The 26,120-nt window shown below is 69.8% G+C and carries 17 protein-coding genes; 9 read left to right on the forward strand and 8 right to left on the reverse strand.

The features are described from left to right. Positions 1–46 precede the first annotated feature (46 nt). The 3 genes from OG584_RS02620 to OG584_RS02630 form a co-directional block, all read right to left on the reverse strand. Positions 47–2,434: an alpha-L-fucosidase gene (locus tag OG584_RS02620; protein WP_405774553.1), complete on the reverse strand. Its 2,388-nt coding sequence runs from the start codon at positions 2,432–2,434 to the stop codon at positions 47–49. A gap of 203 nt (positions 2,435–2,637) precedes the next feature. Then, positions 2,638–2,802: a hypothetical protein gene (locus OG584_RS02625; protein ID WP_405774555.1), complete on the reverse strand. Its 165-nt coding sequence runs from the start codon at positions 2,800–2,802 to the stop codon at positions 2,638–2,640. A gap of 779 nt (positions 2,803–3,581) precedes the next feature. After that, positions 3,582–5,036, reverse strand: coding sequence for an SDR family NAD(P)-dependent oxidoreductase (locus tag OG584_RS02630; protein WP_405774557.1), 1,455 nt, complete (start codon positions 5,034–5,036; stop codon positions 3,582–3,584). A 283-nt stretch (positions 5,037–5,319) separates the two neighbouring features. Here OG584_RS02630 and OG584_RS02635 point away from each other — a divergent pair, with 283 nt between their 5' ends. Together OG584_RS02635 and OG584_RS02640 are read left to right on the forward strand one after the other, a co-directional pair. After that, positions 5,320–5,730 carry an SH3 domain-containing protein gene (locus tag OG584_RS02635; RefSeq protein ID WP_405774559.1) on the forward strand — a complete coding sequence of 137 codons (411 nt, stop codon included), beginning with the start codon at positions 5,320–5,322 and terminating at the stop codon, positions 5,728–5,730. A 404-nt stretch (positions 5,731–6,134) separates the two neighbouring features. After that, the gene (locus OG584_RS02640; RefSeq protein ID WP_405774561.1) at positions 6,135–7,175 is read left to right on the forward strand and encodes a fatty acid desaturase family protein; all 1,041 of its coding nucleotides are present in this window, start codon (positions 6,135–6,137) and stop codon (positions 7,173–7,175) included. Between the two features lie 48 nt (positions 7,176–7,223). On the opposite strand, the gene OG584_RS02645 is transcribed toward OG584_RS02640, so the two are convergent. Further along, complete coding sequence (locus tag OG584_RS02645; RefSeq protein WP_405774563.1) at positions 7,224–7,997, reverse strand: helix-turn-helix domain-containing protein; 774 nt, start codon at positions 7,995–7,997, stop codon at positions 7,224–7,226. Between the two features lie 49 nt (positions 7,998–8,046). On the opposite strand from OG584_RS02645, the gene OG584_RS02650 reads away from it, so the two are divergent. After that, a complete protein-coding gene (locus tag OG584_RS02650) occupies positions 8,047–9,426 on the forward strand; it encodes an MFS transporter (RefSeq protein ID WP_405774564.1) in 1,380 nt (459 codons plus the stop codon). Here the strand turns inward: OG584_RS02650 and OG584_RS02655 are convergent. The 3 genes from OG584_RS02655 to OG584_RS02665 form a co-directional block, all read right to left on the reverse strand. After that, positions 9,320–11,662, reverse strand: a complete 2,343-nt coding sequence (locus OG584_RS02655) for a GH92 family glycosyl hydrolase (protein WP_405774566.1) — start codon at positions 11,660–11,662, stop codon at positions 9,320–9,322. The genes OG584_RS02650 and OG584_RS02655 overlap by 107 nt on opposite strands. 84 nt (positions 11,663–11,746) lie before the next feature. Beyond that, a complete protein-coding gene (locus OG584_RS02660; protein WP_405774568.1) occupies positions 11,747–14,905 on the reverse strand; it encodes a discoidin domain-containing protein in 3,159 nt (1,052 codons plus the stop codon). Positions 14,906–15,091: 186 nt separating this feature from the next. After that, the gene (locus OG584_RS02665; protein WP_405783838.1) at positions 15,092–17,635 is read right to left on the reverse strand and encodes a PA14 domain-containing protein; all 2,544 of its coding nucleotides are present in this window, start codon (positions 17,633–17,635) and stop codon (positions 15,092–15,094) included. Between the two features lie 198 nt (positions 17,636–17,833). Here OG584_RS02665 and OG584_RS02670 point away from each other — a divergent pair, with 198 nt between their 5' ends. The 6 genes from OG584_RS02670 to OG584_RS02695 all read left to right on the forward strand — a co-directional run bounded on the left by OG584_RS02670 (position 17,834) and on the right by OG584_RS02695 (position 24,737). Then, positions 17,834–18,883: a LacI family DNA-binding transcriptional regulator gene (locus OG584_RS02670; RefSeq protein ID WP_405774570.1), complete on the forward strand. Its 1,050-nt coding sequence runs from the start codon at positions 17,834–17,836 to the stop codon at positions 18,881–18,883. Positions 18,884–19,038: 155 nt separating this feature from the next. Continuing rightward, the gene (locus tag OG584_RS02675) at positions 19,039–20,124 is read left to right on the forward strand and encodes an ABC transporter substrate-binding protein (RefSeq protein ID WP_405774572.1); all 1,086 of its coding nucleotides are present in this window, start codon (positions 19,039–19,041) and stop codon (positions 20,122–20,124) included. A 23-nt stretch (positions 20,125–20,147) separates the two neighbouring features. Beyond that, positions 20,148–21,659 carry a sugar ABC transporter ATP-binding protein gene (locus OG584_RS02680; RefSeq protein ID WP_405783840.1) on the forward strand — a complete coding sequence of 504 codons (1,512 nt, stop codon included), beginning with the start codon at positions 20,148–20,150 and terminating at the stop codon, positions 21,657–21,659. Continuing rightward, complete coding sequence (locus OG584_RS02685; protein ID WP_405774574.1) at positions 21,652–22,614, forward strand: ABC transporter permease; 963 nt, start codon at positions 21,652–21,654, stop codon at positions 22,612–22,614. The genes OG584_RS02680 and OG584_RS02685 overlap by 8 nt, the downstream gene beginning before the upstream one ends. A gap of 5 nt (positions 22,615–22,619) precedes the next feature. Beyond that, entirely contained in the window at positions 22,620–23,630 is a 1,011-nt protein-coding gene (locus OG584_RS02690) for an ABC transporter permease (protein ID WP_405774576.1), read from the forward strand. A 138-nt stretch (positions 23,631–23,768) separates the two neighbouring features. Continuing rightward, a complete protein-coding gene (locus OG584_RS02695) occupies positions 23,769–24,737 on the forward strand; it encodes a DMT family transporter (protein WP_405774578.1) in 969 nt (322 codons plus the stop codon). On the opposite strand, the gene OG584_RS02700 is transcribed toward OG584_RS02695, so the two are convergent. Beyond that, on the reverse strand, positions 24,727–26,034 hold the full coding sequence (locus OG584_RS02700) for a transglycosylase family protein (RefSeq protein ID WP_405774579.1): 1,308 nt from the start codon (positions 26,032–26,034) through the stop codon (positions 24,727–24,729). The two genes, OG584_RS02695 and OG584_RS02700, sit on opposite strands and share 11 nt — an antisense overlap. Positions 26,035–26,120: the final 86 nt, after the last annotated feature.

Below are 26,120 nucleotides of genomic sequence, written 5' to 3' on the forward strand. Positions count from 1 at the left end.
CGGACGGGAAGGTCCGCCGGAACGGTACCCGGCGGACCCGGCCCGGCTACCCGGCCTGCTCCACCTTGAAGACCCAGACGTACTCCCCTGCGGAGCGCGCGCCCGCGGGGACATCGATCACCAGCTTGTCCCCGCTCGTACGCCACCTGAGCGGCCGCCGGTAGCCGAGCATGGTCACCCGGTCCCCGCTGCGGATCGGCACCGGCGCCTCGACGGTCAGCGCGGCACCCGGCCTGACCAGTGAATGGATGTAGAACGCCTTGCCCGGCCGGACCGTGAAGCGCAGGTCGTCACCGAGCTGGGGCATCCGAGCCCAGTAGGTGCTGCCGTGGATGGCCTCACCGTTGACCTCCAGCCACTTGCCCGTCTGACGCAGCCTGGTCTGCATGATCTCCGGAATGGTGCCGTCGGCGCGCGGGCCGATGTCGAGCAGGAAGTTCCCGTTCTTGCTCGATGTGTCGACGATCGTGTGCACGATCTCCTCGGCCGACATGTACATGCTGTCAGGCGTTGCCTGGTTGTAGCCGTAACTGTACGGATCGAGCCCCCGGCTGGCCTCCCACTTGTCGGTGACGATCGAGTCGTACGTCGTGTACTCGGGTGTCGTGAAGTCGTGCGGGCCGATACCGGACCGGTCGTTGACCGCCACCCCGATCGGCCGGGCCCGTTCCTTCGCGTGGTTGTAGTACTCGGCCACCACGCGGTGGCTGTCGTTCGGCCCCCCGATGTCGCACCAGAGCACCTCGGGGTCGTATCCGTTGATCAGCTCCAGCATCTGCGGGGCCTGGTAGTCCTTGACGTAGTCCTTGCCCGCCGTGTAGCCGGTGTAGGGAACGGGCTCCAGGGTGTACGGATTGCGCGGCGGATAGAGTTGCCCGCTCCAGGGGTTGTCCGGGTTGAACCACTCGGGCATGGAGAAGTAGAGCCCCCGGTGCAGCTCCGGCGTGTACTGGCGCGAGGCGTCGAACAACGCCTTCACCAGGTCGCGCTTCGGCCCCATCTTCACCGCGTTGCGGTCGGAGACCTTGGTGTCCCACAGCGCGAAGCCCTCGTGATGCTTGGAGGTGAGGACGTGGTACTGCGCCCCCGCGTCCCGGAACAGCTCCACCCAGGCGCGCGGATCGAACTTCTCCGCCGTGAACCTCGGGATGAAATCGTCGTAGTTGAAGTTCTCACCGTAGACATCGCGGTGGTGGGCGTAGGCCGGATTGTTCGGGTCCTGCATCTGGTTCCAGTACCACTCGGCGTACTGCTTGCCGACCGGGGCCCAGGCGGGCACCGAGTAGACACCCCAGTGGATGAAGATCCCGAACTTGGCGTCCTGGAACCAGTACGGCGCACGGTGCGTGGCGAGCGAGGCGTCCGTGGCTTCGAACTCCGGCACGCCGAGGGTGAGCCTGCTGCCGGCAGCGGCCGCGTCGGCCCCCCGTCCGTGCGCCACGACTCGGCCGTCGCGCTCCGTCCCGGGCTTCACTCCGGGCTTGCTGCGGATACCGATCCGGACTCTGGCCTGGTCACCTGGGGCGAGCCGGGGCACCCGGGCGGGCGCGACCGTACGGGCTCCCTCGACGTCGACGGAGAGCGTGAGCGCGTCGGTCCCGAGGACGGCGACCGTGCCCGCGTTCACGACCGTCGCCTCGACGCTCTGTGCTCCCGAGTCGAGCAGGCTGGTGGTGGAGCGGGCGTCGCGTACGGCCAGCGCGCGGCCGTCGGCGGCAGGCTGGAGTGACAGCGCGAAGACGTGCAGGCACGACTTGCCCGCCTCGGCCGGATTGGTTTTCGGCAGGGTGACCCCCACCAGTTCCCTGGCCGCGTCCACCGCCAGTTCGGACATGCCGATGACGACCTGATGCTCGTCCTTCCCACCGCCCGGGGTATAGCGGTACGGAGCCGAGAGCGGACCGCTGCCGGCGTACCAGTCGGGCCCGCCGAGCCCCCCGGTGCCCGTGGAGCCGTCCGCGTAGTGCAGGGTCGCCTGTCCCGACGTCTGCCCATAGCTGCACGCCACCAGGAACGATCCGGACAGATAGCGGCCACGGGGCAGGTCCAGCCGCTGCCCGAGGGCGACGATGTTGTTCTTGGCCCCTGCCGACCCGTCCGGGAAGTCGAACTGGATGCCGTTCAACCGCACGGCACCCGAGGGCAGTTCCTCGCCGGGGAAGGTGTAACCGGATCCGTCGAAGTCGCCGCCGCGGGCGCCCTCGGTGTCGATGCCGTCATTGTCGAACCACTTGTCGAGCGATACGGGGACAGCGGCCGGGACCGCCCCCCAGCCTCCCGTCGCTCTTCCACCGGCAGTCCCCGCTTGCCTGCCGGGAGCCTCGGCTCCCGGACTGCCGGTGTCCGCGTCGGCCGTGGCGGGGGCGAGAAAGGCGGCGCCGACTGCCGCCCCCGCCGTCATTCCGAGTACATGGCGTCTTGGAAGTTCGGTCATGAGGTCCGATGATTGGAGCATGACGAGTGCCTGTCAAGACACCTGACGCCGCAGAACGACACTCGGAGAAATAATCCTCCGCCAGACATCCGATGCTTATTCCGTTCCCCGAACCCGGCAGGAACGTGCCGTCGCAGTGGGAGTCAGCAACGCGAACGGCCCGCTCCAGGATGGGAGCGGGCCGTGAGGCGTGCGTGCAGCGGTCAGTCGATCCCCTGCAGGATGTGGGGCTCGGCGAGGTCGTCCTCGTATCCGGCCAGCCGGATCGGGGCCGACCTGGCCCAGACGTCCAGATTGAGGAGCTTCTCGGCCCGGCCGATACGTTCGGCCGGGTGCTGCTCGCGCTTCGTGATGGTCTCTGATGTCACCGCGCACTCCTTTGTGTCGCGTAACCGCGTGGACAGGGGCAGTTCGGACGCGGTGGCGCCGGTTTTCTGGCGGGACCGCGGCCGTGGTGCGTGCCTGTCCCAGACGGGACGAGAGATTTGGTGGAACCCCATCGACTGTCCGTCCACAACAGAGTAACCAAATGAGCGGGGTTCCGCTCGGTAGTGGCGGCAGTCGGATGGCCAAGTTTTCTTTGCCTTCCGTCCGGAGGGATGTTCACCCCGCCATGATCTGCACATCCACCGCTGTTCCGCAGATCAGAGAGGCCGCCGGGGCCACCACGGAGTCTCCGCCCGTCTTACCGCCGGTGCCGCCGGCACTTCGCCGGCACTCGTGCGGCCGCAGAACGGATCCGGCGGTCGAAGACGGTTGGCCGATCTCATCGGATGGCCGGAGACATGCCGGGTCGCGGACCCGGCCGAGGTATCGGGAGCGTCGGCCGAGACACCGGAACTGCCGGGCAGCGGAACGCTGTTACGCGGCGGTAGTGACGAGCGGCCCGCCCTCCGCGCGGGACGTCACCGCGGAGAACCCGGGCGTCCGAGGACCACCGCGGGAATCCCTCCGTGGCCGGTACGGCGCCGCAGGCCCGGTCGTCTTCGCCGGTCGGCCCACGCCACCGCGGACCCGCCCGGGGCAGCGGGAACACCGGCCGAGCGTCGCAGCACCCATCAGGACGAAGCCGTACGCGACTGGCCGCGTGGGACCCTCTCCGTCCCGGCGGCGCCCTGCGTCCCACGCACGGGCCGCGTGCGGGGGCCTACCAGTTCGCGGGGGCGTAGTCCTTGAGGAAGACGCTGTGCAGATCCTCGCCCGCCTCACCGCGCACGATGGGGTCGTACACCCGGGCCGCGCCGTCGACCAGGTCCAGCGGAGCGTGGAAACCCTCGTCCGCGAGGCGCATCTTGTCGGGGTGCGGGCGCTCGTCAGTGATCCAGCCGGTGTCCACGGCGGTCATCAGAATGCCGTCGGCCTCGAACATCTCCTGACCGCTGGTGCGGGTCAGCATGTTCAGCGCGGCCTTGGCCATATTGGTGTGCGGGTGACCGGCCCCCTTGTAGCCGCGGCTGAAGACACCCTCCATCGCCGAGACGTTCACCACATAGGTACGGCCGGCCTTCGCCGCGGCCATCGCCGGGCGCAGCCGGCTGATGAGGATGAACGGAGCGGTGGAGTTGCAGAGCTGGACTTCGAGCAGCTCGACCGCGTCGACCTCCTCGACGGTCTGCACCCAGGTGTTGGTGTCGTGCAGATCCGGCACGAGTCCGCCCGCGTCGATCGCGGTGCCTGCCTCGATCCGGGCAAGCGACGCGGACCCGGTGACCAGGGCGAGCTCGGCGACGTCCTGGGCGCTCAGCCCACCGGGCCTGGCGCTGGGCAGCGAGACCTGCGCCCCACTGCCGAAGGCGCCGATGACCTGCGACGAGGGCAGCTCACCCGCGGGCAGCGGGGCGGTCTCCGCGGTGATCAGTTCGCTGTACGCCTGCGGGGAGCGGCGCACCGTCTGCGCGGCGTTGTTGATCAGGATGTCGAGCGGGCCCGCTGCCGCGACCGAGTCGGCGAGCGCGACGACCTGGGCGGGGTCGCGCAGGTCGATGCCGACGACCTTCAGACGGTGGATCCACTCGTCGCTGTCCGGCATCGCCTTGAACCGGCGGATGGCGTCCTTCGGGAAGCGGGTGGTGATGGTGGTGTGGGCGCCGTCGCGCAGCAGCCGCAGCGCGATGTACATGCCGATCTTGGCCCGGCCCCCGGTGAGCAGGGCCCGCCGGCCGGTCAGGTCGGTGCGTGCGTCGCGGCGCGAGCGGTTCTCCGCGGCGCAGTCACGGCACAGCTGGTGGTAGAAGACGTCGACCTCGACGTACCGGGTCTTGCAGATGTAGCAGGACCGGGGGCGCTGGAGTATGCCCGCGATCTCCCCGACGGCGGACGACGACGGGAGCACGCCCTGCGTCTCGTCGTCGATGCGCTCGGCGGATCCGGTGGCGGTGGCTTCGGTGACGGCCTTGTCGTGAGCGGTCTTGGCGGCGCGGCGCTCCTGGCGGCGGCGCTGCTTCACGGTGCGGTAGACGCCTGCGGTGGCCCGGCGCACGGCGATGGCGTCGGGGTGGTCGACGTCGATCTTGTCCAGCTCGTCGAGCACGCTCAGGCACAGGGCCAGTCGCTCCGGGTCGATGCCGGGGCCGAATGCCTGGCTGTCCTCTGTCACCGTCATCGTCGTTCCTCTGTTGTTCCGTAGCCCAGGGTCAGCCGTCGGCCATCGACCAACTGACGAAGATATACGCAGCTGGTCAGGAAGCCAAAACCGCTGACGGCACACCGCAGGGGCGGCAGGGGCCGCGCGACGCTCCCTCTGACCGGCCACGACGGAATCCGGCCTGACACGTTCGGCCCAACACCGCGTTTTCCGCCGGTCGTTGGGCATTTTGCGACGTAATGTCTCATTTGCGCCAATGAGTCTCATTGCGCACCGCAAGATCGAGAAACAGGAGAACCTCTTGTCCACAATCGCAGTCCTCCGTACTGTCCGCGGCCGGAACCTCATCGCCGGCGCAGGCGCGCTGGCCACCGCCGCGACCCTCGGAGCCACGCTGATGGCCGCCCCGGCCCAGGCCACCCCGCAGAGCTCGTACGGCACGGTCACCGCCGGTAACGGCCTGATCAAGCGCCAGTTCCCCAGCACGGACTCATCCGTGAAGGGCTCGCTGCGCTACCACCAGCAGGTGAGCCTGACGTGCAAGGTCCGCGCCCAGAACATCGAGGGCAACACCATCTGGTACCTGCTCCGTGACAACACCTGGGTCTCGGCGAAGTACGTGGACAACCACGGCTACGTGAACTACTGCAAGGACGTCCTGCGCACCAGCCGTGACATGCTCAACTCGGTGCCGAAGGGTGCCAAGGGCTGATCACCTCAGTCACCTGAGGGCGTCCGGGAGCCGCGGGACACCGCAGTCGCGCGGCTCCGGGCGAGTACGCTGGAGCGAGGATGCCCCAAGGCTGCACCCTCCCCCGGACCCGGGCGGGAGCACTGGCGCCGGCACCAACGGCGGGAAGCACCGGTCGCACGGGCCGCCGAAGGTACGGGCCCGATCTGCTCCAGCCGGCCCACGGCCGGCATCACACGCACCGCACACCGGTACCTCCAGAACCGCGTCAGCCCTACGGCGACGCGGCTCCGGCCGTCCGGGTCCGGGAATCGAGGCGCCATGCCGTACAGCTCCCGTCACCACCACCACCGGACCCGCCCGGCGAGCCGGGCCGTCCGCCGTTCGCGCGGCCGCGGCGCCGGGCCCGTGTCAGGGGTGCGGGGATGAGTGTCCAGGAACTCCCCAGGCCCGCGGGGCCGCCCGCCACCGCTGGAAGCGACTTCGCCCGGCTCTCGCAGCGGATCAGGGATGCCGGTCTGATGGACCGCAGGCCCCTCTACTACGCCGTGCGCATGGCACTCGTCACCGCGCTGTACGTGGCCGGCTGGGCCGCGTTCGTGCTGGTCGGCAACGACTGGTGGACGCTGGCCGTCGGCGCGTTCCTCGCCGTCACCTTCGGACAGGTGGCCCTCGTCGCACACGACGTGGGCCATCGCCAGGTGTTCCGGCTGAGCAGGGCCAGTGCCCTCGCCGGGCGGATCGCCGGGAATCTGGGCATCGGCATGGGATACGGCTGGTGGCAGGACAAGCACTCCCGGCACCACGCCAACCCCAACCACGAGGAACTCGACCCGGATGTCACGCCGGACATCCTCGTGTGGAGTCAGAAGCAGGCCCGCGAGGCCACCGGTCTCCCCCGGCTGATCGGCCGGGCCCAGGCATTCCTGTTCTTCCCGCTCCTCACACTGGAGGGCTTCAACCTGCATGTGTCCGGGGTACGCGCGCTGGCGAACCGGTCACTCAAGCAGCGACGGGTGGAAGGCGCCCTGCTGATCGGGCACTTCGTGCTCTATCTCGCGGCACTGTTCCTGGTGCTGCCACCGGGGAAGGCCCTGGTCTTCCTGGTGGTGCACCAGTGCCTGTTCGGCGTCTATCTGGGCTCGATCTTCGCCCCCAACCACAAGGGCATGCCCACACTGACCGGTGAGGACCGGCCGGACTTCCTCCGCCGGCAGGTACTCACCTCGCGAAATGTGCGCGGTGGCCGGCTCACCGATGCCGCGCTGGGCGGGCTGAACTACCAGATCGAGCACCATCTGTTCCCCAGCATGCCCTCGCCGAATCTGCGCCGCGCACAGGTCATCGTCCGTGCGTACTGCGAGGAACTGGATGTGCGCTACCTCGAGACCGGCCTCTTCGCGTCCTACGGGCAGGCACTCAGAAGTCTGCACCGCGCGGGAGCCCCCATCCGCCGGGGCGCCTGAGAAATACCGGAGCCGAGGAACCCCCGGGCTCCCGGCGGACGGCCGCGCTCACCGCCCCGAGGCGAAGTACGCCGTGGGGCTGGTACCGAGCGCACGGCGGAACATCGCGGTGAAAGCACTGGGAGTCGCATATCCCAGCGCGCCGGACACCGACGTGACCGGTGCTCCTCCGGCGAGCAGCGTCACCGCGTGGATGAGCCTGGCCTGCTGCACCCAGCGGGCCAGGCTCATCCCGGTGGCGGCCGGGAATCTGCGCTGCAGGGTGCGCGGGCTCAGATGCGCCAGTGCCGCGGCCTCCCCGGTCCGCCACGTGGCGCCGGGGTCCCGCTCGATCGCCGCGCAGAGCGGCACGAGAGCGGCGTCGTCCGGAGCCGGGAGGTGCAGCGCGGGGACCGGGTGCGGGGCGAGCAGGAGGAGAAGCAGCTCCATGACCTTGCCGTCACGGCCCTCGCGGTCGTACTCCACGGGCAGCCGTACGGCCTCCTCGATCAGTTCCCGCAGCAGGGGGGAGACGGAGACGACGGTCGGCTCCCGGGGCAGTTCCGGCCGCGGCTCGACGTAAAGGGTGCGCATGGCGACCGCCCCCGCGCAGCTCATCCCGTGGCTGAGGCCGGCCGGCACCCAGACCCCGCGGGTCGCCGGGACCACCCACGTCCCGTGACCGGTGACGACGGTGATGGCGCCGGTCGTGCCGTAGATCAGCTGGGCGCGCCGGTGGTGGTGCGGCGGGATGCGGTGACCGTCGGGCAGGTCCCTGGCCATCGCCGCCAGTGGTCTGGGAACCGACTGGTAGTCGTCGCGCTGTTCGCTCTTTCCGTACATTGGCGCATTCTCGATAGACATTGGCGTACCGGCGAAAGTATGCCCGCCGGTGTCCGTCCTAGTGTCGGCCCATGTGATCGAGTCCACCGTTTCCGCAGGCCACGACCGTTCGAGCGTCCGCAGGCTGACCTCGCTGCTCACCGCGACCAGCGCCGTCACGGCCGCCAATGTCTATCTCAGTCAGCCGCTGCTGGGAGCCGCGGCCGTCTCACTCCATGCCGGGCCCGACACGCTCGCGGCCGTTCCGACGGCCACCCAGCTCGGCTATGCGGTGGGCATCCTGCTGCTGGTGCCGGCCGGTGACAGCCATGACCGGCGGAAGCTGATCCTCGGCCTTGTCACGGCGTCCGCGGTCGCACTCGCCGGCTGCGCGCTGGCCCCTTCGGTGGGCCTGCTCGTCGTGTCCGGGTTCGCCGTCGGTCTGCTGTCACCGGTCCCCCAGCTGATCACCCCGCTCGCCGTGGCACTCGCGCGTGACATGGGGACAGCGGGCGCGGGCGCGGGGCGGATCGTCGGCACCGTGCAGGGCGGACTGCTGGTGGGGGTGCTCGCGTCCCGCGCCTACTCCGGCGCCCTGGCCGAACTGGCGGGCTGGCGAGCAGTGTTCGGATGCTCGTGTCTGCTGACCCTGCTGCTCGTACTCGTACTGCGCGGCGCCCTGCCGCACGTACCGGCCGCCACGTGCGCCACCTCCTACCGCGCCACCCTCTCGTCGCTGCCCCGGCTGCTCCTGCGCCATCAGCCGGTCCGCCGGATCACGGTGTCGGGGGCGCTGGTCGGGATCGCGTTCGGCGCCTTCTGGACCACTCTCACCTTCCTGCTGGAGCAGCGGTACCACGTGGGCCCGACCGGCATCGGGCTCTTCGGCCTTGTCGCAGCGGCAAGTGCTCTTCTCTCGCCGCTCGCCGGACGGCTGGCGGACCGGGCCGGCCGTCGCCGTGCACTGGCCGCCCTGATCGGGCTGGTTGTCGCGGGGTGGCTGGTCCTGCTGCCCGGCGGCACCCGGTTCTGGTGGCTGGTGGCCGGGGTCGTCGTGCTCGATGCAGGGGTGTGGGGCGGTCAGGCCGTCAGCCAGACCGTGCTGTTCACGCTGGATCCGCGCATCCACAGCCGTCTCAACACCCTCTACTTCACCTTCCGTTTCCTCGGGATCGCGCTGGGATCACTGGCCGGTTCACTGGCGTGGGCGGCCGGCGGATGGCCCGCCGTGGTGGGCACCGGGCTCGTCGCGGCCGTGGCCGGACTGGTCGTCGGTGTCCTGCCCGGCGGCGACGGAGACCGCCCGCCCCCGGATGCGGGAGCGGGCGGTCCTGGTCAGCCGGTCAGCGGATGGCGGGCGGGGCGGCGGACGGGTCCGTACCCCAGTCGGACGGCTTGGCTCCGACGTCGAAGGACAGCGTGCGGCCCGAGCGGATCTCGTCCGTCGTGAGATACGTCTTCGCGTGCGCCGCACCGTCCACGGCGGCCGACTGGATGTACCGGTCGGTGTCCGAGGCACCCGGCGCCTTCACGGTGAAGCCGCCGTGCGGGTAGTAGCGGCGGTCCAGCTTCAGGTCGACGCGCTGGAAGGCAGGTGTCGACAGACCCCAGGTGTCGGTGCCGGGCTGGACCGGGAAGACACCGATGGAGGACAGGACGTTCCAGGCGGACATGGTGCCCAGGTCGTCGTTGCCCGTCATACCGGTCGGAGCGTCCGTGAAGAGCGTCAGAGCGGCGTGCACCACGTCGGTCGTCTTCCACGGCTGGCCGGTGGAGAGGTAGGTGTACGGGGCGATCAGGTCGGGCTCGTTCTGCGGGTTGTACTTATCCGCGTTGTAGTAGTCGTACGGGCCGTTGACCCACACATCGGTGGCCGTCTTCGCCGGGTCCGCGAGCAGCTGGTCGTAGGCGAAGAAGGAGTCGAGGCGCTGGTTGGCCGCGTCCTTGCCGCCGATCAGGCCGACCATTCCGGACAGGTCCTGCGGGACCATCCACTGGTACTGCCAGGCCGTGCCCTCGTGGAAGCCCTCGCCCTGCGCCGGGTCCGCGGGGCCGGTGAAGTTCCCGTTCTCGTCACGGGCCCGGAAGAAGCCGGTCGACGGGTCGAAGATGTTGCGGTAGTTCTGGGCACGGGCCGCATAGCGCTTGGCGTCCGCCTTGTGGCCGAGGTCGCCCGCCATCTGGCCGAGCATGGCGTCGGAGAGCGCGTACTCCAGGGTGGCCGATGCACCGTGGTCGAAGTCCGAGTCGCCGGGCTTCACATGGGTGCGGTCCTTGATGTACGGCGCGAAACCGTCCTTCAGATACTGGACGTTGGCCTCACGGCCGACCGCCGGTGAGTCCGCCGGCGGGGTGCCGTCGGCGTTCTTCTTGAGGGCGCGGTAGGCCTGGTCCTCGTACCCCTTGAGGAGTCCCTGCCGGTAGGCGTTCGTGAGGAACGGGGTGACCGGGTCGCCGGTCATGATGTTCGTCTCGACCGTGCCGTACCCCCACTTGGGCAACCAGCCGCTCTGCTCGTCGATCTTGAGTACGGAGATCGCCATGTTCCTCTCCTCGCGCGGCGCGAGGAGGGAGAGGAGCTGGGTCTGGGTGCGGTAGGTGTCCCACAGCGACCAGTTCTGGTAGTAGTCGAACCCCTTCGCGCGGTGGATCTTCTGGTCCCAGCCCGTGTAGCGGCCGTCGGCGTCGCTGCCGATGTTGGGCGCGAGGAAGGACCGGTAGAGCGAGGAGTAGAAGGTGCGGCGCTGGGTGTCACTGCCGCCCTGGGCCTGTACGTCGTCGAGCCGGTCCTCCCAGCTCGCCTGCGCGGCGCGCTGGACCCGGTCGAAGCTCTTGCCGCCCTCGGCCCGCAGGTTGCGGGCCGCGCCGGTCGCGTCCACGTAGCTGATGGCAGTGGTGGCCTCGACCGTACGGTCCTTGGAGGTGTCGAAGCGCACCCAGGCACCATTGCCGCCCGTACCCGTGGACTTGTCCGAGCCCTCGGTGACCTTGCCGTCCTTCCACGTGCCCGATGTGGTGAAGGGGCGGTCGAAGTGCGTGACGGTGTAGAGGGTGTACGGCTTGGTGTCCTGGCAGAATCCGCTGCCGGTGATGGCGGTGCGGATGGTGCGGGAGTCGAGAACCTCGACGGAGGTCGACACCGTCTTGTGCAGCGACTGGCCCGCGTTCAGCAGGATGTTGGCCTTGTCGGTGGCGGGGAACGTGTAGCGCTGCACTCCGGTGCGCTTGGTGGCGGTGAGCTCGGCGGTGATGCCGGAGTCGAGGCCGACCTTGTAGTAGCCGGGGCTCGCCTTCTCGTTGTCGTGGCTGAACTTCGCCGCGTACTTGGCGTAGTCGGTCTCGGTGACGTCACCGGTGGTCGGCAGAGTCGGCAGGTCGCCGCCGAGTCCGCAGCCCACTCCCGAGATGTGCACGCTGGAGAAACCGCGTATCTCGTTCTGGGCGTGGTCGTAGCCGGTGTTGTGGCCGGTGTCCGGCGAGAGCTGCACCATCCCGAAGGGCACCGCGGCGCCCGGATAGGTGTTTCCCTCGTTCTCCGTTCCGATGAACGGGTTGACCAGGTCCGTCAGCCGCCCGCCGTGCGGAGCGCCCGCGGCCTCGGCCGTCGGCACGGCGAGGACCCCGCCTATGAGCGCGGCGGCGGCTACGGCCGTCCCTGCTCCGCGCAGCCGTTGTGTCCAGTACATGGGTGGAAACCTCCGGGAGGAAGAAGGCGAACGGTGTGTCCGGACTGTGGGCTGTGGGGGATGGAACGTGCCGGGAGCGCCGGGTCAGGAGACGCTGAGCGAGACGAGCGTGGCGTCTCCGTGGCGCCAGCCGGTGACGGCAAGGGCGACATAGCGGGCTGTGCCGTCCGCGGTCAGTGCGCTGTCGTGACCGCGGCGGGAGAGTTCGCCCGCCGGCCGGTAGCTGATGCCGTCGGTGCTCAGCTCCGCGTGCGCCACCGGTGCCCTGCCGCCGGCCCACACGGCCCGTATCCCGGTCAGCGGCCGTACGGAACCGAGGTCGACGACCATCCGGCCGCCGGGCCCCGGCGTCCACGAGGTGTCACGCGACCCGTCGACGGCAGCCGCCGGATCCGACATCCCGGGCGGCAGCGGCGCGGTCGGGAAGGTGGTCCGGCCGAGCGCCGCGTCGTTGAGGGGGTAGGGGGTGACTCCGGGGACACCGACCGTGCGCGGGCGGCCCTGGCGCAGCGTCACCCGGGTGCTGTGCCCGCCGGATGCGGTGACGGCGTAGCGCCCGGAGGGACCGGTGAGCCGTACGGTGCCCGCGTCGGTCACCTCGGCCCGCAGGCCGGAGGGGACACGGCCGCCCGACGACGTACGCAGGGTGAGGCGCGCCGGTGCGAGTACCGCGGCCGCGGCGCCGAGTTCTGCCACGTACGTGGTGCCCGAACCGGTGACGCTCTGGTCGCCCGGATAGAGCCGGACGGATCGGGTGTCCTGCGGGAGCGTCACGGTGGTGGTGACCGGCTTCCCCGAGAGGTTGAAGAGACTCAGCCAGCCCTCAGCGTCGCTGACCAGGACGCTCTCGTGGCCGGACGCCGGGACGGCCCTGGCGGCGGCCTCGCGGGTCCGGCCGGCGCCGACCGACGGATAGCCCTCCACGAGCAGCGGCTGCGCGGGCCCGTCACAGAGGACGACGGTGTCGCCGTACACCGAGAGCGGGCTGTGCGCGCCACGCACGACGAGTCCTGCCCGGCCGTCCACGCAGAGCCAGCCCCCCTCGCTGGTGAGGTCGGGGCGGGGGTAGCGCGCGAGGTCGGTCCACCGCTGCCCGTCGGACGATCCCTGCACGGTGTACGCACGGCCGGCCGCGGACTCCCAGTGCAGCGTGACACGGTCGAAGCGGTGCTCCGTGCCGAGATCGACGGTGAGCCGGCTGTCCGCGCGGCTCCGGTCGGCGTGCGACACCGCCCAGCGGGTGGCGGGGTCGCCGTCGACCGCGAGGGCCGCCTCCTTGCCGGTGTCCGAGGAGGACGCGGTCGCGGTGGCGCCCCTGGCGAGGTCGGTGCCGGACGCGCCGTCACGTACCTCGAAGGAGTAGAGCGAGTATCCGTAAGCAGGGTCGGGGGTGATTCCCTGCATCCGAACGTATCTGAACGTTCCTGCTTCCAGGGGGAGTTCGTCGGTGCGGCCGCCCGTCGGCGCGGGGCCGGCGCTGTCCCCGGCGGGCACGGTGGCCGCGCCGTCGGCCGCGGTGTAGGTGCGGCTGCCGTTCAGTCCCGGGATGCCGGGCATGGTCAGGTTCCGGACCTCCAGATGCCCCTCCCCCACGCCGGTGCCCGTGGTGGCGTAGACGACCGTGCCGGAAGGCAGTGTGGTCAGACCCGCGAAGCCGGTGCCGAGGGTGAGCAGACTCGCGCTTCCGTCGAAGCCGTCGCGCAGGGCGCTGTACGTCACAGCGGTGCGGGTGGTCACCGTGGTGCCGCTGCTGGGCAGGAACATCGGAGTGTGGCCGCTCAGCGCGAAGAGCCAGTCGTCGTGGGCGGGTTGCCAGGCGAACTTCACGAAGCCGGGTTTGGTGACGGTGGCGGCCCAGGCACCCGGTGACTGGTGGGCCAGCAGCCCCGGTCCTGTCCCGAAGTCCTTGGCGCCGCTCGCGCGCGCGAACAGCTCCTGTTCACCCAGCGGTCGCACCGGCGAACCGGTGCGGGCCCGCCACTCGTGCAGCAGATAGCTGATCGCGATCTCGGCGCGGGCCTCGGGTTCGTACTTGGGCTCACCGGAGAACTTCGCCATCCGGTGCTCCGGCGGATACGCCTGGTACGCCAGGAGGCGCCCGGCCAGCGCGGCCTCGGCGGCGGCCGCCGACCGGTCGCCCGCGACCTGGGCGAGGAACGCGAGCGGGATGACGTCGCGTCCGTACAGGTGCTCACGGTCCTCGACCATGGGCATCAGCGGTTCGCCCGCGTCACTCATCACCGTGAGCAGGGTGTCCCAGAGCAGGCCCGCGTTCGGCTGGGCGGTGAGGACCTCGGGCAGCGGCTGCCCCGCGGTGATGAAGTGGGCGGCGTTGCGGCCCGAGGTGCGCCAGAGTTCCGCCTGGTAGTGGGGGCCGAACGAGCCGTGGTTCTCGACGATGAAGGTGTCGTACAGATTCTGCGCGGTGTTGTCGCTGACCGGGACCGAGTCCACCCGTACCGGGTTGGCGCGGTCGGCGGCCGGCAGCCCGGTCTCGTTGCGGCTCCAGCGGCCGAACGCGGCCCGCCAGTCGCCCTGTTGGCCGTCGCCGGGCGCCCAGGCGATTCCCGGGGCCAGCGACTGGGCGTAGACGCCCATCTCCTCCAGCTTGGTGTCGCCCTGGAATCCGCCGGTGAGACCGTGCGGGGTCCAGTCACCCGACCCGGGGTCGTCGGCCGTGCCGAGGGACGTCGTGTACGCGGCCTGCGCACGGGCGATGGTGTCGATGTTGCGCCGGGTGTCCTCGTCGAGGCTGGTCCAGAGCAGCCTCGCGGCGAGGATGAAGTACGACTGGAATGTGGTGTCGAAGAAGAGCGTGCGGCCCCACTCGCTACCGCCGGTGAGCCGGTTGGAGGCCGCGAAGTGCTTCAGCGTGGCCAGGGTCCGGGCCCGCAGGGTCTCCTCGTCGACCCCGGCCGCGGTGGAGTCGTAGGTGCCGCGGGTCAGCAGCAGGGCGTTGCCCAGGACGACGGCGAAACCGAAGTCGGTGGCGGTGTAGTGGCCGAGCTTCGCGTCCCACTGGGTCTCGGACCAGCGGGTGTGGGCCAGCAGAACCTGGTAGTAGGTGTGGGCCACGTCGTCCGGGGCTTGCGCGCTCCCGTGCTGTGCGTCCGGGGCCGGCGAGCCGGGCTGCGCGGCGGCCGGGGCCGCCCCAGTCGCGAGCGGAACGGCGCTCAGTGCGGCTGAGAGACCGAGCAGTTGGGCGAATCGGCGTCGGCTCAGCTCGTACGGGTGATGAGACACGCCGTTCAACCTCCCTGGACAACGTTGTCAGAACGCGATCATTGTTGGTTCCTGTCGGGCTCGCGTCAAGAGTGGCGACCGGAATGCTCCGTGCGGTGCCGGACCCGCCCCCGCGCCTGCTCCCTGCGGCTGTGCACCGCAGGGAGCAGGAGGCGCGAGGCGCGAGGCCAGGGGCACACGGCCAGGTCAGGAGGACGGGCACCCTGCCGGAACGGCCTGGGACGCGTCATGGACCAGCGCGTCCTGGGCGGCCTTGACCCGCTTCACGTCAGGCTTGACGATCTTCCGGTCGTAGGTCATCAGACCGTTCAACTCGCCCTCCACATCGGAGATCTGGGTGTAGACGGCACCGTTACTGCCCTGGCAGGCGAGCTTGCGCACCTCGCCCAGCTTGTCCAGGTAGTCGTCGGTGTACGTGGCCGGGTCGACCGCGACGTACGACTGCTGCACCGCCCACGCATGACCGGGGACGGCAAGCCCCAGTCCGCCGTACTCACCACTGACGAGCGCGCGTCTCCCGTCGGGTGCGGGCAGTGCGGGGCTCGGATAGCCGTGCTCGTCGATGATGTCCCCGGTGCCGCCGTCGGCTCCCAGGTTGATCCCCGACATGCTGTTGACCAGTCGTGTCGGGTCCCACGCCTTGGCCTGATCAGCGATGCGCGCCATGTCGTACTGGCCCCAGCCCTCGTTGAAGGTCACCCACATGACGACCGAGGGATGGCTGCTGTGCTGGTCGATCATCTGCTTCATCTCGTGCTCGTACTCGGCGCGAGCGGCCTTGGACGGATTGGTGCCCGCCTCCATGGCCGGCATGTCCTGCCAGACGAGCAGCCCGAGCTTGTCCGCCCAGTAGAACCAGCGGTCGGGTTCGACCTTGATGTGCTTGCGCACCGAGTTGAAGCCCATCGCCTTGTGCATCTTGAGGTCGTGGGCGAGGGCCTCGTCGGTCGGCGCCGTGTACAGGCCGTCCGGCCAGAAGCCCTGGTCGAGGGTGGCCATCATGAAGACCGGCTTGCCGTTCAGCACGGTGCGCGGGGTGCCGTTCACCTTTTCGACGGCGATCGAGCGCATCCCGAAGTAGCTACCGACCCGGTCGGAGCCGACCGTGACCTTGAGCTGGTAGAGATGCGGATCGTCCGCCGACCAGAGATGCGGCTTCGGCACGGGTACGCTCAGCGCCGCGCCGGTCCGGCCCGTGGCGGTGCCCACCTTCCGCTTCCCGTCGTACGCCGTGGCCGTGACAGGGACACCGCTGCGAACGCCCTGCACGTCGACGGCGACCTTCTGCGCGGTGATGTCCGGAGTGAGCTTCAGCGAGTCCGCGTGGTCGGGTGCGACCGGCTCCATCCACACGGTCTGCCAGATACCGGAGGACGGCGTGTACCAGATGCCGCTCGGGTCGAGCCGCTGCTTGCCCATCGGCGGGTTCTCGCCGTCCTTGGCGTCGGTCGGGTCGTAGACGCCGACGATCACTTCCTGGGTACGGCCGGGTTTGAGCGCGTCGGTGATGTCCGCGCTGAACTTGTCGTAGCCGCCCTTGTGTTCGGTGACCTTCTTGCCGTTGACATACACCTCGGCCTGCCAGTCGACAGCCCCGAAGTTGAGCTGGAGGCGCTTGCCCGAGCCGACCTTCCAGCCCTTGGGCACGCTGAACGTACGCCGGTACCACATCCGGTCCTCGTGCCGTTCGATCCCGGAGAGCTGGGACTCCACCGGATAGGGAACGAGGATCTTCTCCGCCAGCTTCTTGCCGACAGGTGGCTTCTCGCCCGCCTTGGCGGCGGCGAACTGCCAGCTGCCGTTGAGGTTCTGCCAGGCGTCACGGGTGAGCTGGGGCCTCGGGTATTCGGGGAGGGCGTTGGAAGGGCTGACGTCGTCGGCCCACTTGGTGCGCAGTTCGTACTCGGAGTTGTTGGCACCGCTCGACCAGAAGGTTCCGACCGCCTTGCCGCCCTGGGACTTCAGTGCTCCCTGGCCGTCGTAGCGGATGTCGGCGAGGCCGGTGGCGCCGCCGCCCTTCTTGCCGACGACCGGCTTCTTGAGCGCGACGGTGAGGCTGTGCGCGTCGGACGGATCCGCCTTGACCGATCCCAGTGGCCAGGTCGCGCCACCGATGACCGCATCGAGGTGGCCCGCGAGCCCGGCGGGCGGGGGCGCGAGCTTCTGCGCGAAGTCCAGTCTGAGGCTGCGGCCGGACTTCTGGACGGTGGCGGCGATGGCCCCGTCGTAGTCGTAGCCGTCGGGCAGCCGGAACGCGGACTGCGGGACCGGGCTCTTGGTACCGCCCGGCGGGGTCCAGTTCAGATGGAGGTCGGACCCGCCTTCGTGCTCGAAGTACTCGATCCTGATGTCGTAGGCCTTGCCTGCGGTCAACTCGACCGGCTGGGAGGTCTGTTCCTTCTCCCAGTCGTCGACCCAGTGGTCGATGACGGGCTTCCCGTCGATCCACAGCCGGAAGCCGTTGTCGCCGATCATCGAGAACGTATGGGCACCGGACTTCTCCGGAACGATCTTCCCGGTCCAGCGGACGCTGTCGTTGTCCGACTGCCCGGTGGCGGACTGGAGCCGTGACTCCAAGGTGGGGAAGTCGATGTCCGGGTCGAACCCGGTGGCCTTGAGCTGCGCGAAGTCAAAGGCTCCGGGGGCTGATTGGGTGTAGTACTCCCCCTTCAGACCGTGGGCGGTCACGGTGGAGCTCGTGGGCTCGGGCGCCGCGGAAGCGGCCGGCATGGCGGAGAGGCCCGCGACGCCTGTGGCGGCGGCGAGGAGTAGGGCCAGTCTTCTTCGGATGCGCACGGATCCTCCTTGGTGAGGAAGGGTGGCGGCTCGTTGCAACAGTCTGTACAACGTTGGAAGGAACGGCAGTTGGCATGACAGCACGACTCCTGCCTGCTGTCCAGCGGCATGACCATTCGGAGGGGAGACTCAGTGGGCGTAAGCCTCAAGGACGTCGCCGAGCTCGCGGGCGTCTCGATCAAGACCGTCTCGAACGTCGTGAACAACTACCAGCACGTCACGCCGGCCATGCGGACCAGGGTCCAGGCCGCGATCGACGAACTCGGCTACGTACCGAACCTCACGGCCCGCCACCTGCGGAAAGGGCGTACGGGAATCCTCGCCCTCGCCGTCCCCGAACTGGGCAACCCGTACTTCGCCGAACTGGCGGGCGCCGTCATCGACGCGGCGGCTGAGCACGACTACACGGTGCTGCTCGACCACACACGCGGCGAGCGCGAACAGGAGATCCTCGTCAGCCAGGGGTTCCGCGGACGGGTCATCGACGGGCTGATCCTCAGCCCCATCGAGCTGGAGGCCGACGATCTGCGCAGCCGGATCCATGACGCCCCGCTGGTGCTGCTCGGTGAGCGTGAGTACGACCTGCCCTACGACCACATCGCGATCGACAACGTCGCCGCGTCCCGCATGGCGGTGCGACACCTGATCGGGCTCGGCCGCACCCGCATCGCGTATCTCGGCGCGCGCACCGACCGCATCAACCGGCCCGCCCAGCTGCGGCTCCGCGGCTGGCGCGACGAACTGACCGCAGCCGGGCTGCCGGCGCCCGACGCGCTGGCGGCTCCCACCAGCGGCTGGGACCGCGGGGACGGTGCGCAGGCGATGGCCTGGCTGCTGGACGCAGGACAGCGGCCGGACGCCGTCTTCGCCTACAACGACCTGGTCGCGGTCGGTGCGATGCGGGTGCTCTCGGAACGGGGGCTGCGTGTGCCGTGGGACGTGGCGGTGGTGGGCTTCGACGACATCGCCGAGGCCAGGTTCGGTGCGGTCACCCTCACCACGATCTCGCCGGACAAGCAGTCCATCGCCCGCCTCGCCGTGGAATCGGTCATCGGGGGTCTCCGGGGCCCCGAAAGAGACCCCGGCGGACGCTCAGAAACGGTGTCCACCGGGGCTTTGGGACGTGAACTCATCGCGGATTTCAGGCTGGTGGAACGCGAGAGCACCCTGGGGCGCCGGTGACGCCGTATCGGGAAGACACTGACGCGGAGGGTTTACAGGACCCTTCTAACGTTGTAAAAAGTGGCCCGGAACGCTGAGTCGACTCGTATGAGCCCACCTCCCGTGCCTAGTTGGCACGGGCCTGCGCCAAATCTGGGGACGCCATGAATCCGACCATGCTCCTTCGACGTACCACCAGCAAGGCACTTCTTGCCACCGGCCTCGCCGCGAGCCTCGCGCTCGCGTCCGGCTGCGCCAAATCCGAGGATTCCGGTTCGAAGGACACTTCCGCCTCATCCGGCAAGGGTTCGGGCCAGGTCGTCGCCACTCCTTCCGCCGGCGACGCCAAGACCTGCACCATCGGCCAGTTCGGCGGCAAGAAGCTCGACATCAAGAACGCCACCATCGGCTTCTCCCAGTCCGAGAAGGAGGCCAACCCCTTCCGGATCGCCGAGACCGCATCGATGAAGGCAGAGGCCAAGAAGCGCGGTCTGAAGCTGCTCACCGCCAACGCGCAGTCACAGTTCTCCAAGCAGATCAGTGACGTGCAGGACCTGATGGCCAAGGGAGCGGACCTGCTGGTCATCGCCCCGTTGAACTCGGACGGCTGGGGGCCGGTACTGCGGACGGCGAGCGCGAAGCACATCCCGATCGTCACCGTGGACCGCAAGATCAACGCCACCGCGTGCAAGGACTACGTGAGCTTCATCGGCTCCGATTTCATCCAGCAGGGCAAGCGGGCGGCCGACCAGATGATCGCGTCGACCGGCGGCAAGGGCAAACTCGCGATCCTCCTCGGGTCCGCGGGCAACAACGTCACCACCGAGCGCACCAAGGGCTTCAAGGACGAGCTGAAGGCGAAGGCGCCGGGGCTCAAGGTGACCGTCGAGCAGACCGGTGACTTCGTCCGCGAGAAGGGCCAACAGGTCACCGAGCAGCTCATCCAGTCCAACCCGGACATCTCCGGAATCTACGCGGAGAACGACGAGATGGGTCTCGGCGCGGTCAACGCGCTCAAGGGCGCGGGCAAGAAGGCCGGTGCGATCAAGATCGTGACCGTGGACGGCACCCGTAACGGTGTCCAGCAGATCGTGGACGGCTGGATGAGCGGCGACGTGGAGTCCAACCCCCGCTTCGGCCCGCTGGCCTTCGAGACGCTCGACAACTTCACCAAGGGCCAGAAGGTCGCACAGGACATCGTCATCCAGGACAGCGAGTACACGAAGGACAACGCCAAGTCCGACATCGGCAAGGCGTTCTGAGCATGGGGGCGCCCGAACCGCCGGTGCTGTCCGTCACCGGCCTGACCAAGACATTCCCGGGTGCCCGCGCGCTCGACGGGGTGGACTTCGCCGTACGGCCCGGCGAGGTCCATGCCCTGATCGGTGAGAACGGCGCCGGGAAGTCCACCCTCATCAAGGTGCTGACCGGCGTCTACCACCCCGACGAGGGGACTTTGACCTACCGTCAGCAGCCGGTCTCGTTCGCCACCCCGCTGGCCGCCCAGCACGCCGGAATCTCCACGATCTACCAGGAGGTGAACCTGGTCCCCCTGCTGAGCGTGGCCCGCAACCTCTTCCTTGGCCGTGAGCCCCGCAACCGCATCGGGCTGATCGACTTCCGGCGGATGCACCGCGAGGCCGCGGAAGCGCTGCGCTCGCTGGGGGTCCGGGCCGACGTCCGCAGGCCGTTGCGCTCGGTCGGTATCGGAACGCAGCAGATGGTGGCGCTCGCCCGCGCGGTCTCGGTCGACGCGCGGGTGGTCATCATGGACGAGCCGACCTCGTCGCTGGAACCCGCCGAAGTGCGGACGCTTTTCGGAGTGATCCGGATGCTGCGCGAGCGCGGTATCGCGGTGATCTACGTCAGCCACCGCCTCGAGGAGCTGTACGAGGTCTGCGACACCGTCACCGTGCTGCGGGACGGCGGTGTCGTGCACACCGGGCCGATCGCCGAACTCGACCGGTTGCGGCTGGTGTCGCTGATGCTCGGGCGTGAGATGGGCGAGGTCCGCAGTGAAGGCCTCACCAAATTCTCCGGCGGTCACGAGACGGCGGAGGAACCCGTCCTGCGCGCAGCGGAACTGACGGTCCGCCATGTCCTGGAGGGTGTCTCGCTCGCCATCCGGCCGGGCGAGGTGGTGGGGCTCGGCGGCCTGCTCGGCTCGGGCCGCAGCGAGACCGCCAAGGCCATCGCTGGGGCACTGCCGCCCGATGCGGGCCGGGTACTGGTCGCGGGTGCTCCCGTGCGGACCGGATCGACCCCCGCGGCGATCCGGGCAGGCATCAGCCTGCTGCCGGAGGACCGCAAGGCCGAGGGCATCGTGCCGGGCCTTTCGGTCCGGGAGAACATCGCGCTCGCCGCGCTGCCGGGGCTCTCGCGCTTCGGCCTGGTCGACGAGAAGCGCATCGACGCCATCGTGGAGACCTTCATGGCGCGGCTGCGGATCAAGGCCGCGAGCCCGCACCAGAAGGTGGGAGAGCTCTCCGGCGGCAATCAGCAGAAGGTGCTGCTGGCCCGCTGGCTCGCCATGCAGCCGAAGGTGCTGCTGCTCGACGAGCCGACCCGCGGCATCGACGTCGGCGCCAAGGCCGAGGTGCAGAGGCTCATCGACGAACTCGCCGACGACGGGCTGGCGGTGCTCCTGATCTCCTCCGACATGGAGGAACTGATCGAGGGCTCCGACCGGGTGGTCGTCCTGCGGGACGGCGCCGTTGTCGCGGAACTCTCCGGCGACGACGTCACCGGGGAACAACTGCTGCAGGCCATCGCCGCGAAGGGCGGGGACCATGACTGACCTGGCGCTCAGGCGCACCTCCCTCGACCGCGACCGGCTGCTCCGGCTCCTCCAGGAGTACGGGGTCTATGCCGGCGTGGCCGTACTGATCCTGGCCAACGCCGCCTTCACGCCGCACTTCCTGTCCGCGGAGAACTTCCGCACCCAGGCCGTGCAGGTCGCACCGGTTCTCATCGTCGCCCTCGGGATGGCACTCGCCATCGGCAGCGAGGGCGTCGACCTCTCCGTCGGCTCGGTGATGGCCCTCTCCACGTCGCTCGTCTCGCTCTACCTCGGATACGGGGTGTGGGTCGCTCTGATCACGGCCGTCATCGGCGGGATCGTGGTGGGGGTGGCCAACGGCTCACTGATCGCGTTCGTCGGCGTCCAGCCCATCGTGGCGACGCTGGCCCTGATGGTGGCGGGACGCGGGATCGCCCTGGTGCTGCTTCCCCAGCTCAAGGACATCCACGACCCGGACATGGCGTCGCTGGGATCCGGGGACGTGCTCGGCGTCCCGTATCTGGTGCTGATCGCGGCGGCCCTCTCGCTGGTTGTCGCTTTCACGGTGCGGCGCACGACGTTCGGCAGGCAGCTGCTGGCCATCGGGGACAGCCGGCCGGCCGCGCAGCTCGCGGGCCTTCCGGTGCGGCGGGTTCTGATCCTGGTGTACGTCTGCTCGGGGGTCCTGGCCGCTGTCGCCGGCGTGCTCGCGTCCGCCCGGCTGCAGGCCAGCGATCCGACTTCGCTCGGCAATCTGATGGAGCTGTCCGCGATCACCGCTGTGGTCGTCGGCGGCACGCCGCTGAGCGGCGGCCGGATCAGGATCGGCGGCACCGTGGCGGGGGCCGTCCTCATCCAGCTGCTCACCGCCACGCTCATCAAGCACGATCTGCCTCCGTCCTGGACGCAGATCGCTCAGGCCGTGGTGATCGTGCTCGCGGTGTACGCGGCACGGGAACGGGGGAAGCGGTGACCGCCGTGCAGACCATCGGAACCGGTCCGTCGACCGAGGGGGACGAGCCGCCCGGCTCGACCCGCGGCGAACGGATCAGCGCTCTCGCCCAGCAGCACGGCGCCCTGGTGACCCTGGTCGTCGCCGTGATCGCGGCCTCGCTGAGCTTCGACACCTTCCTCACCACCGACAACCTCGGCAACATGGCCGTGTCGTCGGCCTTCCTCGCCGTCGTCGCGCTCGGCATGACGTTTGTGATCATCACCGGCGGGATCGATCTGTCCGTGGGATCGCTCTTCGCGCTGGGAGGTGTGCTCGGGGCCTGGGGCTCGCGGTACGGGTCGCTGGTGGCCCTGCTGCTCCCGCTGGCGGTCTGCGGGCTGATAGGCCTGGTCAACGGCCTGCTGATCGCGAGGGCCCGGCTGGCACCCTTCATCGTCACGCTCGCCTCCCTCCTCGCCGCACGGGGCATCCTGCTGGCGATCACCAACGAGGGTGCGACCACGTATCTGGTCGACGACTCGTCGTTCTTCGCGCACCTGGGCCAGGACAAGGTCCTCGGTGTCGGTGTGCCGGTGTGGATCACGGTGGTGCTCTTCGTGCTGGGCGCGGTGTTGCTGCGCCGCAGCCGCTTCGGCCAGTACGTCTACGCGGTGGGCGGCAACGAGGACGCCGCCGCGCTGATGGGCGCGCCGGTGGCCCGTACCAAGACCACCGTGTACGCGCTCTCCGGGGTCTGCGCAGGCCTCGCGGGGGCCCTCAACGCGGCCTGGCTGGTCTCCGGCGTCACCATCCTGGGCTCCGGCATGGAGCTGGACGCGATCTCGGCCGTGGTCATCGGCGGCACCCTGCTGACCGGCGGATTCGGCTTCATCAGCGGTTCACTCGTCGGCGTGCTGCTGCTGAAGGTCATCCAGAACGTCATCAACCAGATCGGCTCGCTGGACTCCGCGTACCAGCAGGTGGTCAGTGGCGCTTTCCTGGCGGCCGTCGTCATCGCGCAGACCTGGCTGGGCCGGCGCCGCCGAATGCTGTGACGGCCGGGCCTGTCCCGGTCTCCGGGGCCACCGCCGCGAGGACTACATACGGTGGTGTCACGTACTGCTCTGGTAGTACGCAGGATTAGGTGCCTGGGGACGACGACTTTCCGGCCGAAAGGAGAGATCGTTGAGTACATGAGTGCCCTCGCGCTGTCCGTGCTGCTGTCGCTGGTCTCCGCGGTCGCGTATGCGGCCGGGGCCATCGTGCAGGAACGCGTCGCCGTGGCCACCCCCGGCAGCCCGTACGCACCGCTGCGTCACGGCGGCTGGTGGGTGGCCATGGCACTCAACGGCGTCGGGGCAGGACTGCACGTGGTGGCCCTGGCCTACGGGCCGCTGAGTCTGGTGCAGCCGCTCGGTGCGCTGACCATCGTCTTCGCGCTCCCGATGGCCGCCGTGTTCGTACGGCGCAGGGCCGGGGCAGCCGCCTGGCGCGGCGCGATCATGGCCACCGTCGGCCTGGCCGGGCTGCTGGCGCTGACCGGGGGCGCCGACAGCGCCACGCTGCCGGGCGGTGAGCGGACCGTGCTGGCGCTGGCGACCTTCGGCGGGATCGCGGTGCTGTTCCTCGTGGCGCTGCGCATGCACAAGCCGGTCGTGCGGAGCATCGTGCTCGCGACGGCGGCGGGTGTGGCCTTCGGCGCCGCATCCGTCTTCACCAAGACCGTCGCAGTGGACTTGACCGCGCACGCGTCGACCACGGAGTGGCTGAGCCTGCTGGCGATCGCGGGGTTCGCCGGGACCGGGGTGCTGCTGTCGCAGGCGTCGTACCGCGGAGCCGGACTCGCGGCCCCGCTGGCCACCGTCACCGTCGTCAACCCGGTCCTGGCAGCGGCGATAGGCATCACGCTCTTCGGTGAGCAGTTCCGTTACGGCGTCGCCGGTACGGTGCTGGCGCTCGGGTGCGGCATCGTGGCGGCGGGCGGTCTGATCCTGCTGACGACGGAGCGGCTCTCCGCCACCCGGCAGGGGTCCGGGTCCACGCGCGGGTCACAGTCACAGGGCCGGCCGCCCGGCGCCGTGCCGCCACCGAGTGGGGCGTCACCACGGCTGGTGGCCGCGCCCGCGCCCGCACGCTCCGACGACGACACGGTCAGACGGTGACACCGCCCGCCCTGAGGTAGGCCAGCGGGTCGATATCACTGCCGTACTCCGGACCGGTGCGTGCCTCGAAGTGGAGATGCGGCCCGGTGGCGTTACCGGTCGAGCCCGAGCGGGCGATGCGCTGCCCCTGCTGGACGTTCTGGCCCGTCCGGACCGTCAGTGCGGACAGATGGGCGTACTGGGTGTACTTGCCGTTCGCATGCCGGATGACCACCTGGTAGCCGTAGGCGCCGCCCCACCCGGCTGCTACAACGCGTCCCGCCGCGACCGCCTTCACCGAGGTCCCGGTCGCGACCGGGAAGTCGATGCCGGTGTGGTGGCCGCTGGACCAGGATCCGCCGGACGCACGGTAGGGCGTGGTGTGGTGGCCCGGCACGGGGGCGACCAGGGCCGTTGATGTCGTGGGCGCGTGGTGCGGCGCGGGCGGCGCCGTCCGGTGCGGTTTCGCCGCCGGAGCGGCGGGCTTCGCCGGCGCGGATGCCGTCCGTGCCGTACGGGGGCTCGCGGGCCGTGTCTTCGCGCCGCCCGCCGGGTGCCCGGTGGCGGTCGCCCCCTGCGTCCCCTCGATGGTCAGCCGCTGACCGGGGAGGATCAGGTCGGGATCGGCCCCGACCACCTTGCGGTTCCCTTCGTACAGCTGGTGCCAGCCGCCGCTGACGTCCTCGGCCTCGGCGATCCTGGAGAGCGAGTCACCGCTGACCACCGTGTAGCCGGCGCGGTGCGCGGTGGAGGGCGCCGGTGTTTCGGAACTCGCCGGTCCGGCGCCGGTTCCCGGCCCGCTGCGGGGCTTCGCGGGAGCTGTGCGTTCCGGCTTCCCGGTACGTGGCCGCGGTTGCGTCTTGTGGTCCGGCGCGCTCCGCTGCTGCGGCGCGGAGCCCGCCCGCGTGTCCGTCCGTACGACGGCCTTGGGTGCGGCGTCGCCCCTGCTGAGCCCGGCCCGCACCGAACAGACCGGCCAGGCGGTGGGCCCCTGTGCCCGGAGCACCTTCTCCGCCACGGCTGTCTGCTGCCGCCGGGTGGCCAGGTCGGCACGCGCCGCGTAGACACCGCCGCCGTACGCCTGCCAGGTGGACTGGCTGAACTGGAGCCCGCCGTAGTAGCCGTTGCCCGTGTTGATCTGCCAGTTGCCGGTGGACTCGCAGCTCGCGACCTTGTCCCAGACGTCCGGCGACGCCGCGGTGGCCGAACCGGCGGTGAGCAGCGGCAGCGCGATACCGGCGCCGCTCGCGGTGACGACCAGCGAGGCGCGGTTGATCCGGCCCGGCTCATAACGGCGATGACGACCGGATGCGGCCATGCTCGGCTCCCCCACTCGCGCGTCGGACACGTGACTGGGCGCAAAAGTAAGGCCGCCGTGGAGGGAATGACAAGAGCGCGTGTTCA

The organism is Streptomyces sp. NBC_00859 (assembly GCF_045161865.1).
Taxonomy (GTDB): domain Bacteria; phylum Actinomycetota; class Actinomycetes; order Streptomycetales; family Streptomycetaceae; genus Streptomyces.

Bases quoted from the DNA above. Each gene is read 5' to 3' on its own strand.
- OG584_RS02655 (WP_405774566.1), bottom strand. From the start codon at position 11,662: ATGTACTGGACACAACGGCTGCGCGGAGCAGGGACGGCCGTAGCCGCC.
- OG584_RS02675 (WP_405774572.1), top strand. From the start codon at position 19,039: ATGCTCCTTCGACGTACCACCAGCAAGGCACTTCTTGCCACCGGCCTC.
- OG584_RS02700 (WP_405774579.1), bottom strand. From the start codon at position 26,034: ATGGCCGCATCCGGTCGTCATCGCCGTTATGAGCCGGGCCGGATCAAC.
- OG584_RS02665 (WP_405783838.1), bottom strand. From the start codon at position 17,635: ATGCCGGCCGCTTCCGCGGCGCCCGAGCCCACGAGCTCCACCGTGACC.
- OG584_RS02645 (WP_405774563.1), bottom strand. From the start codon at position 7,997: ATGTACGGAAAGAGCGAACAGCGCGACGACTACCAGTCGGTTCCCAGA.
- OG584_RS02630 (WP_405774557.1), bottom strand. From the start codon at position 5,036: ATGACGGTGACAGAGGACAGCCAGGCATTCGGCCCCGGCATCGACCCG.
- OG584_RS02620 (WP_405774553.1), bottom strand. From the start codon at position 2,434: ATGACCGAACTTCCAAGACGCCATGTACTCGGAATGACGGCGGGGGCG.
- OG584_RS02640 (WP_405774561.1), top strand. From the start codon at position 6,135: ATGAGTGTCCAGGAACTCCCCAGGCCCGCGGGGCCGCCCGCCACCGCT.
- OG584_RS02685 (WP_405774574.1), top strand. From the start codon at position 21,652: ATGACTGACCTGGCGCTCAGGCGCACCTCCCTCGACCGCGACCGGCTG.
- OG584_RS02695 (WP_405774578.1), top strand. From the start codon at position 23,769: ATGAGTGCCCTCGCGCTGTCCGTGCTGCTGTCGCTGGTCTCCGCGGTC.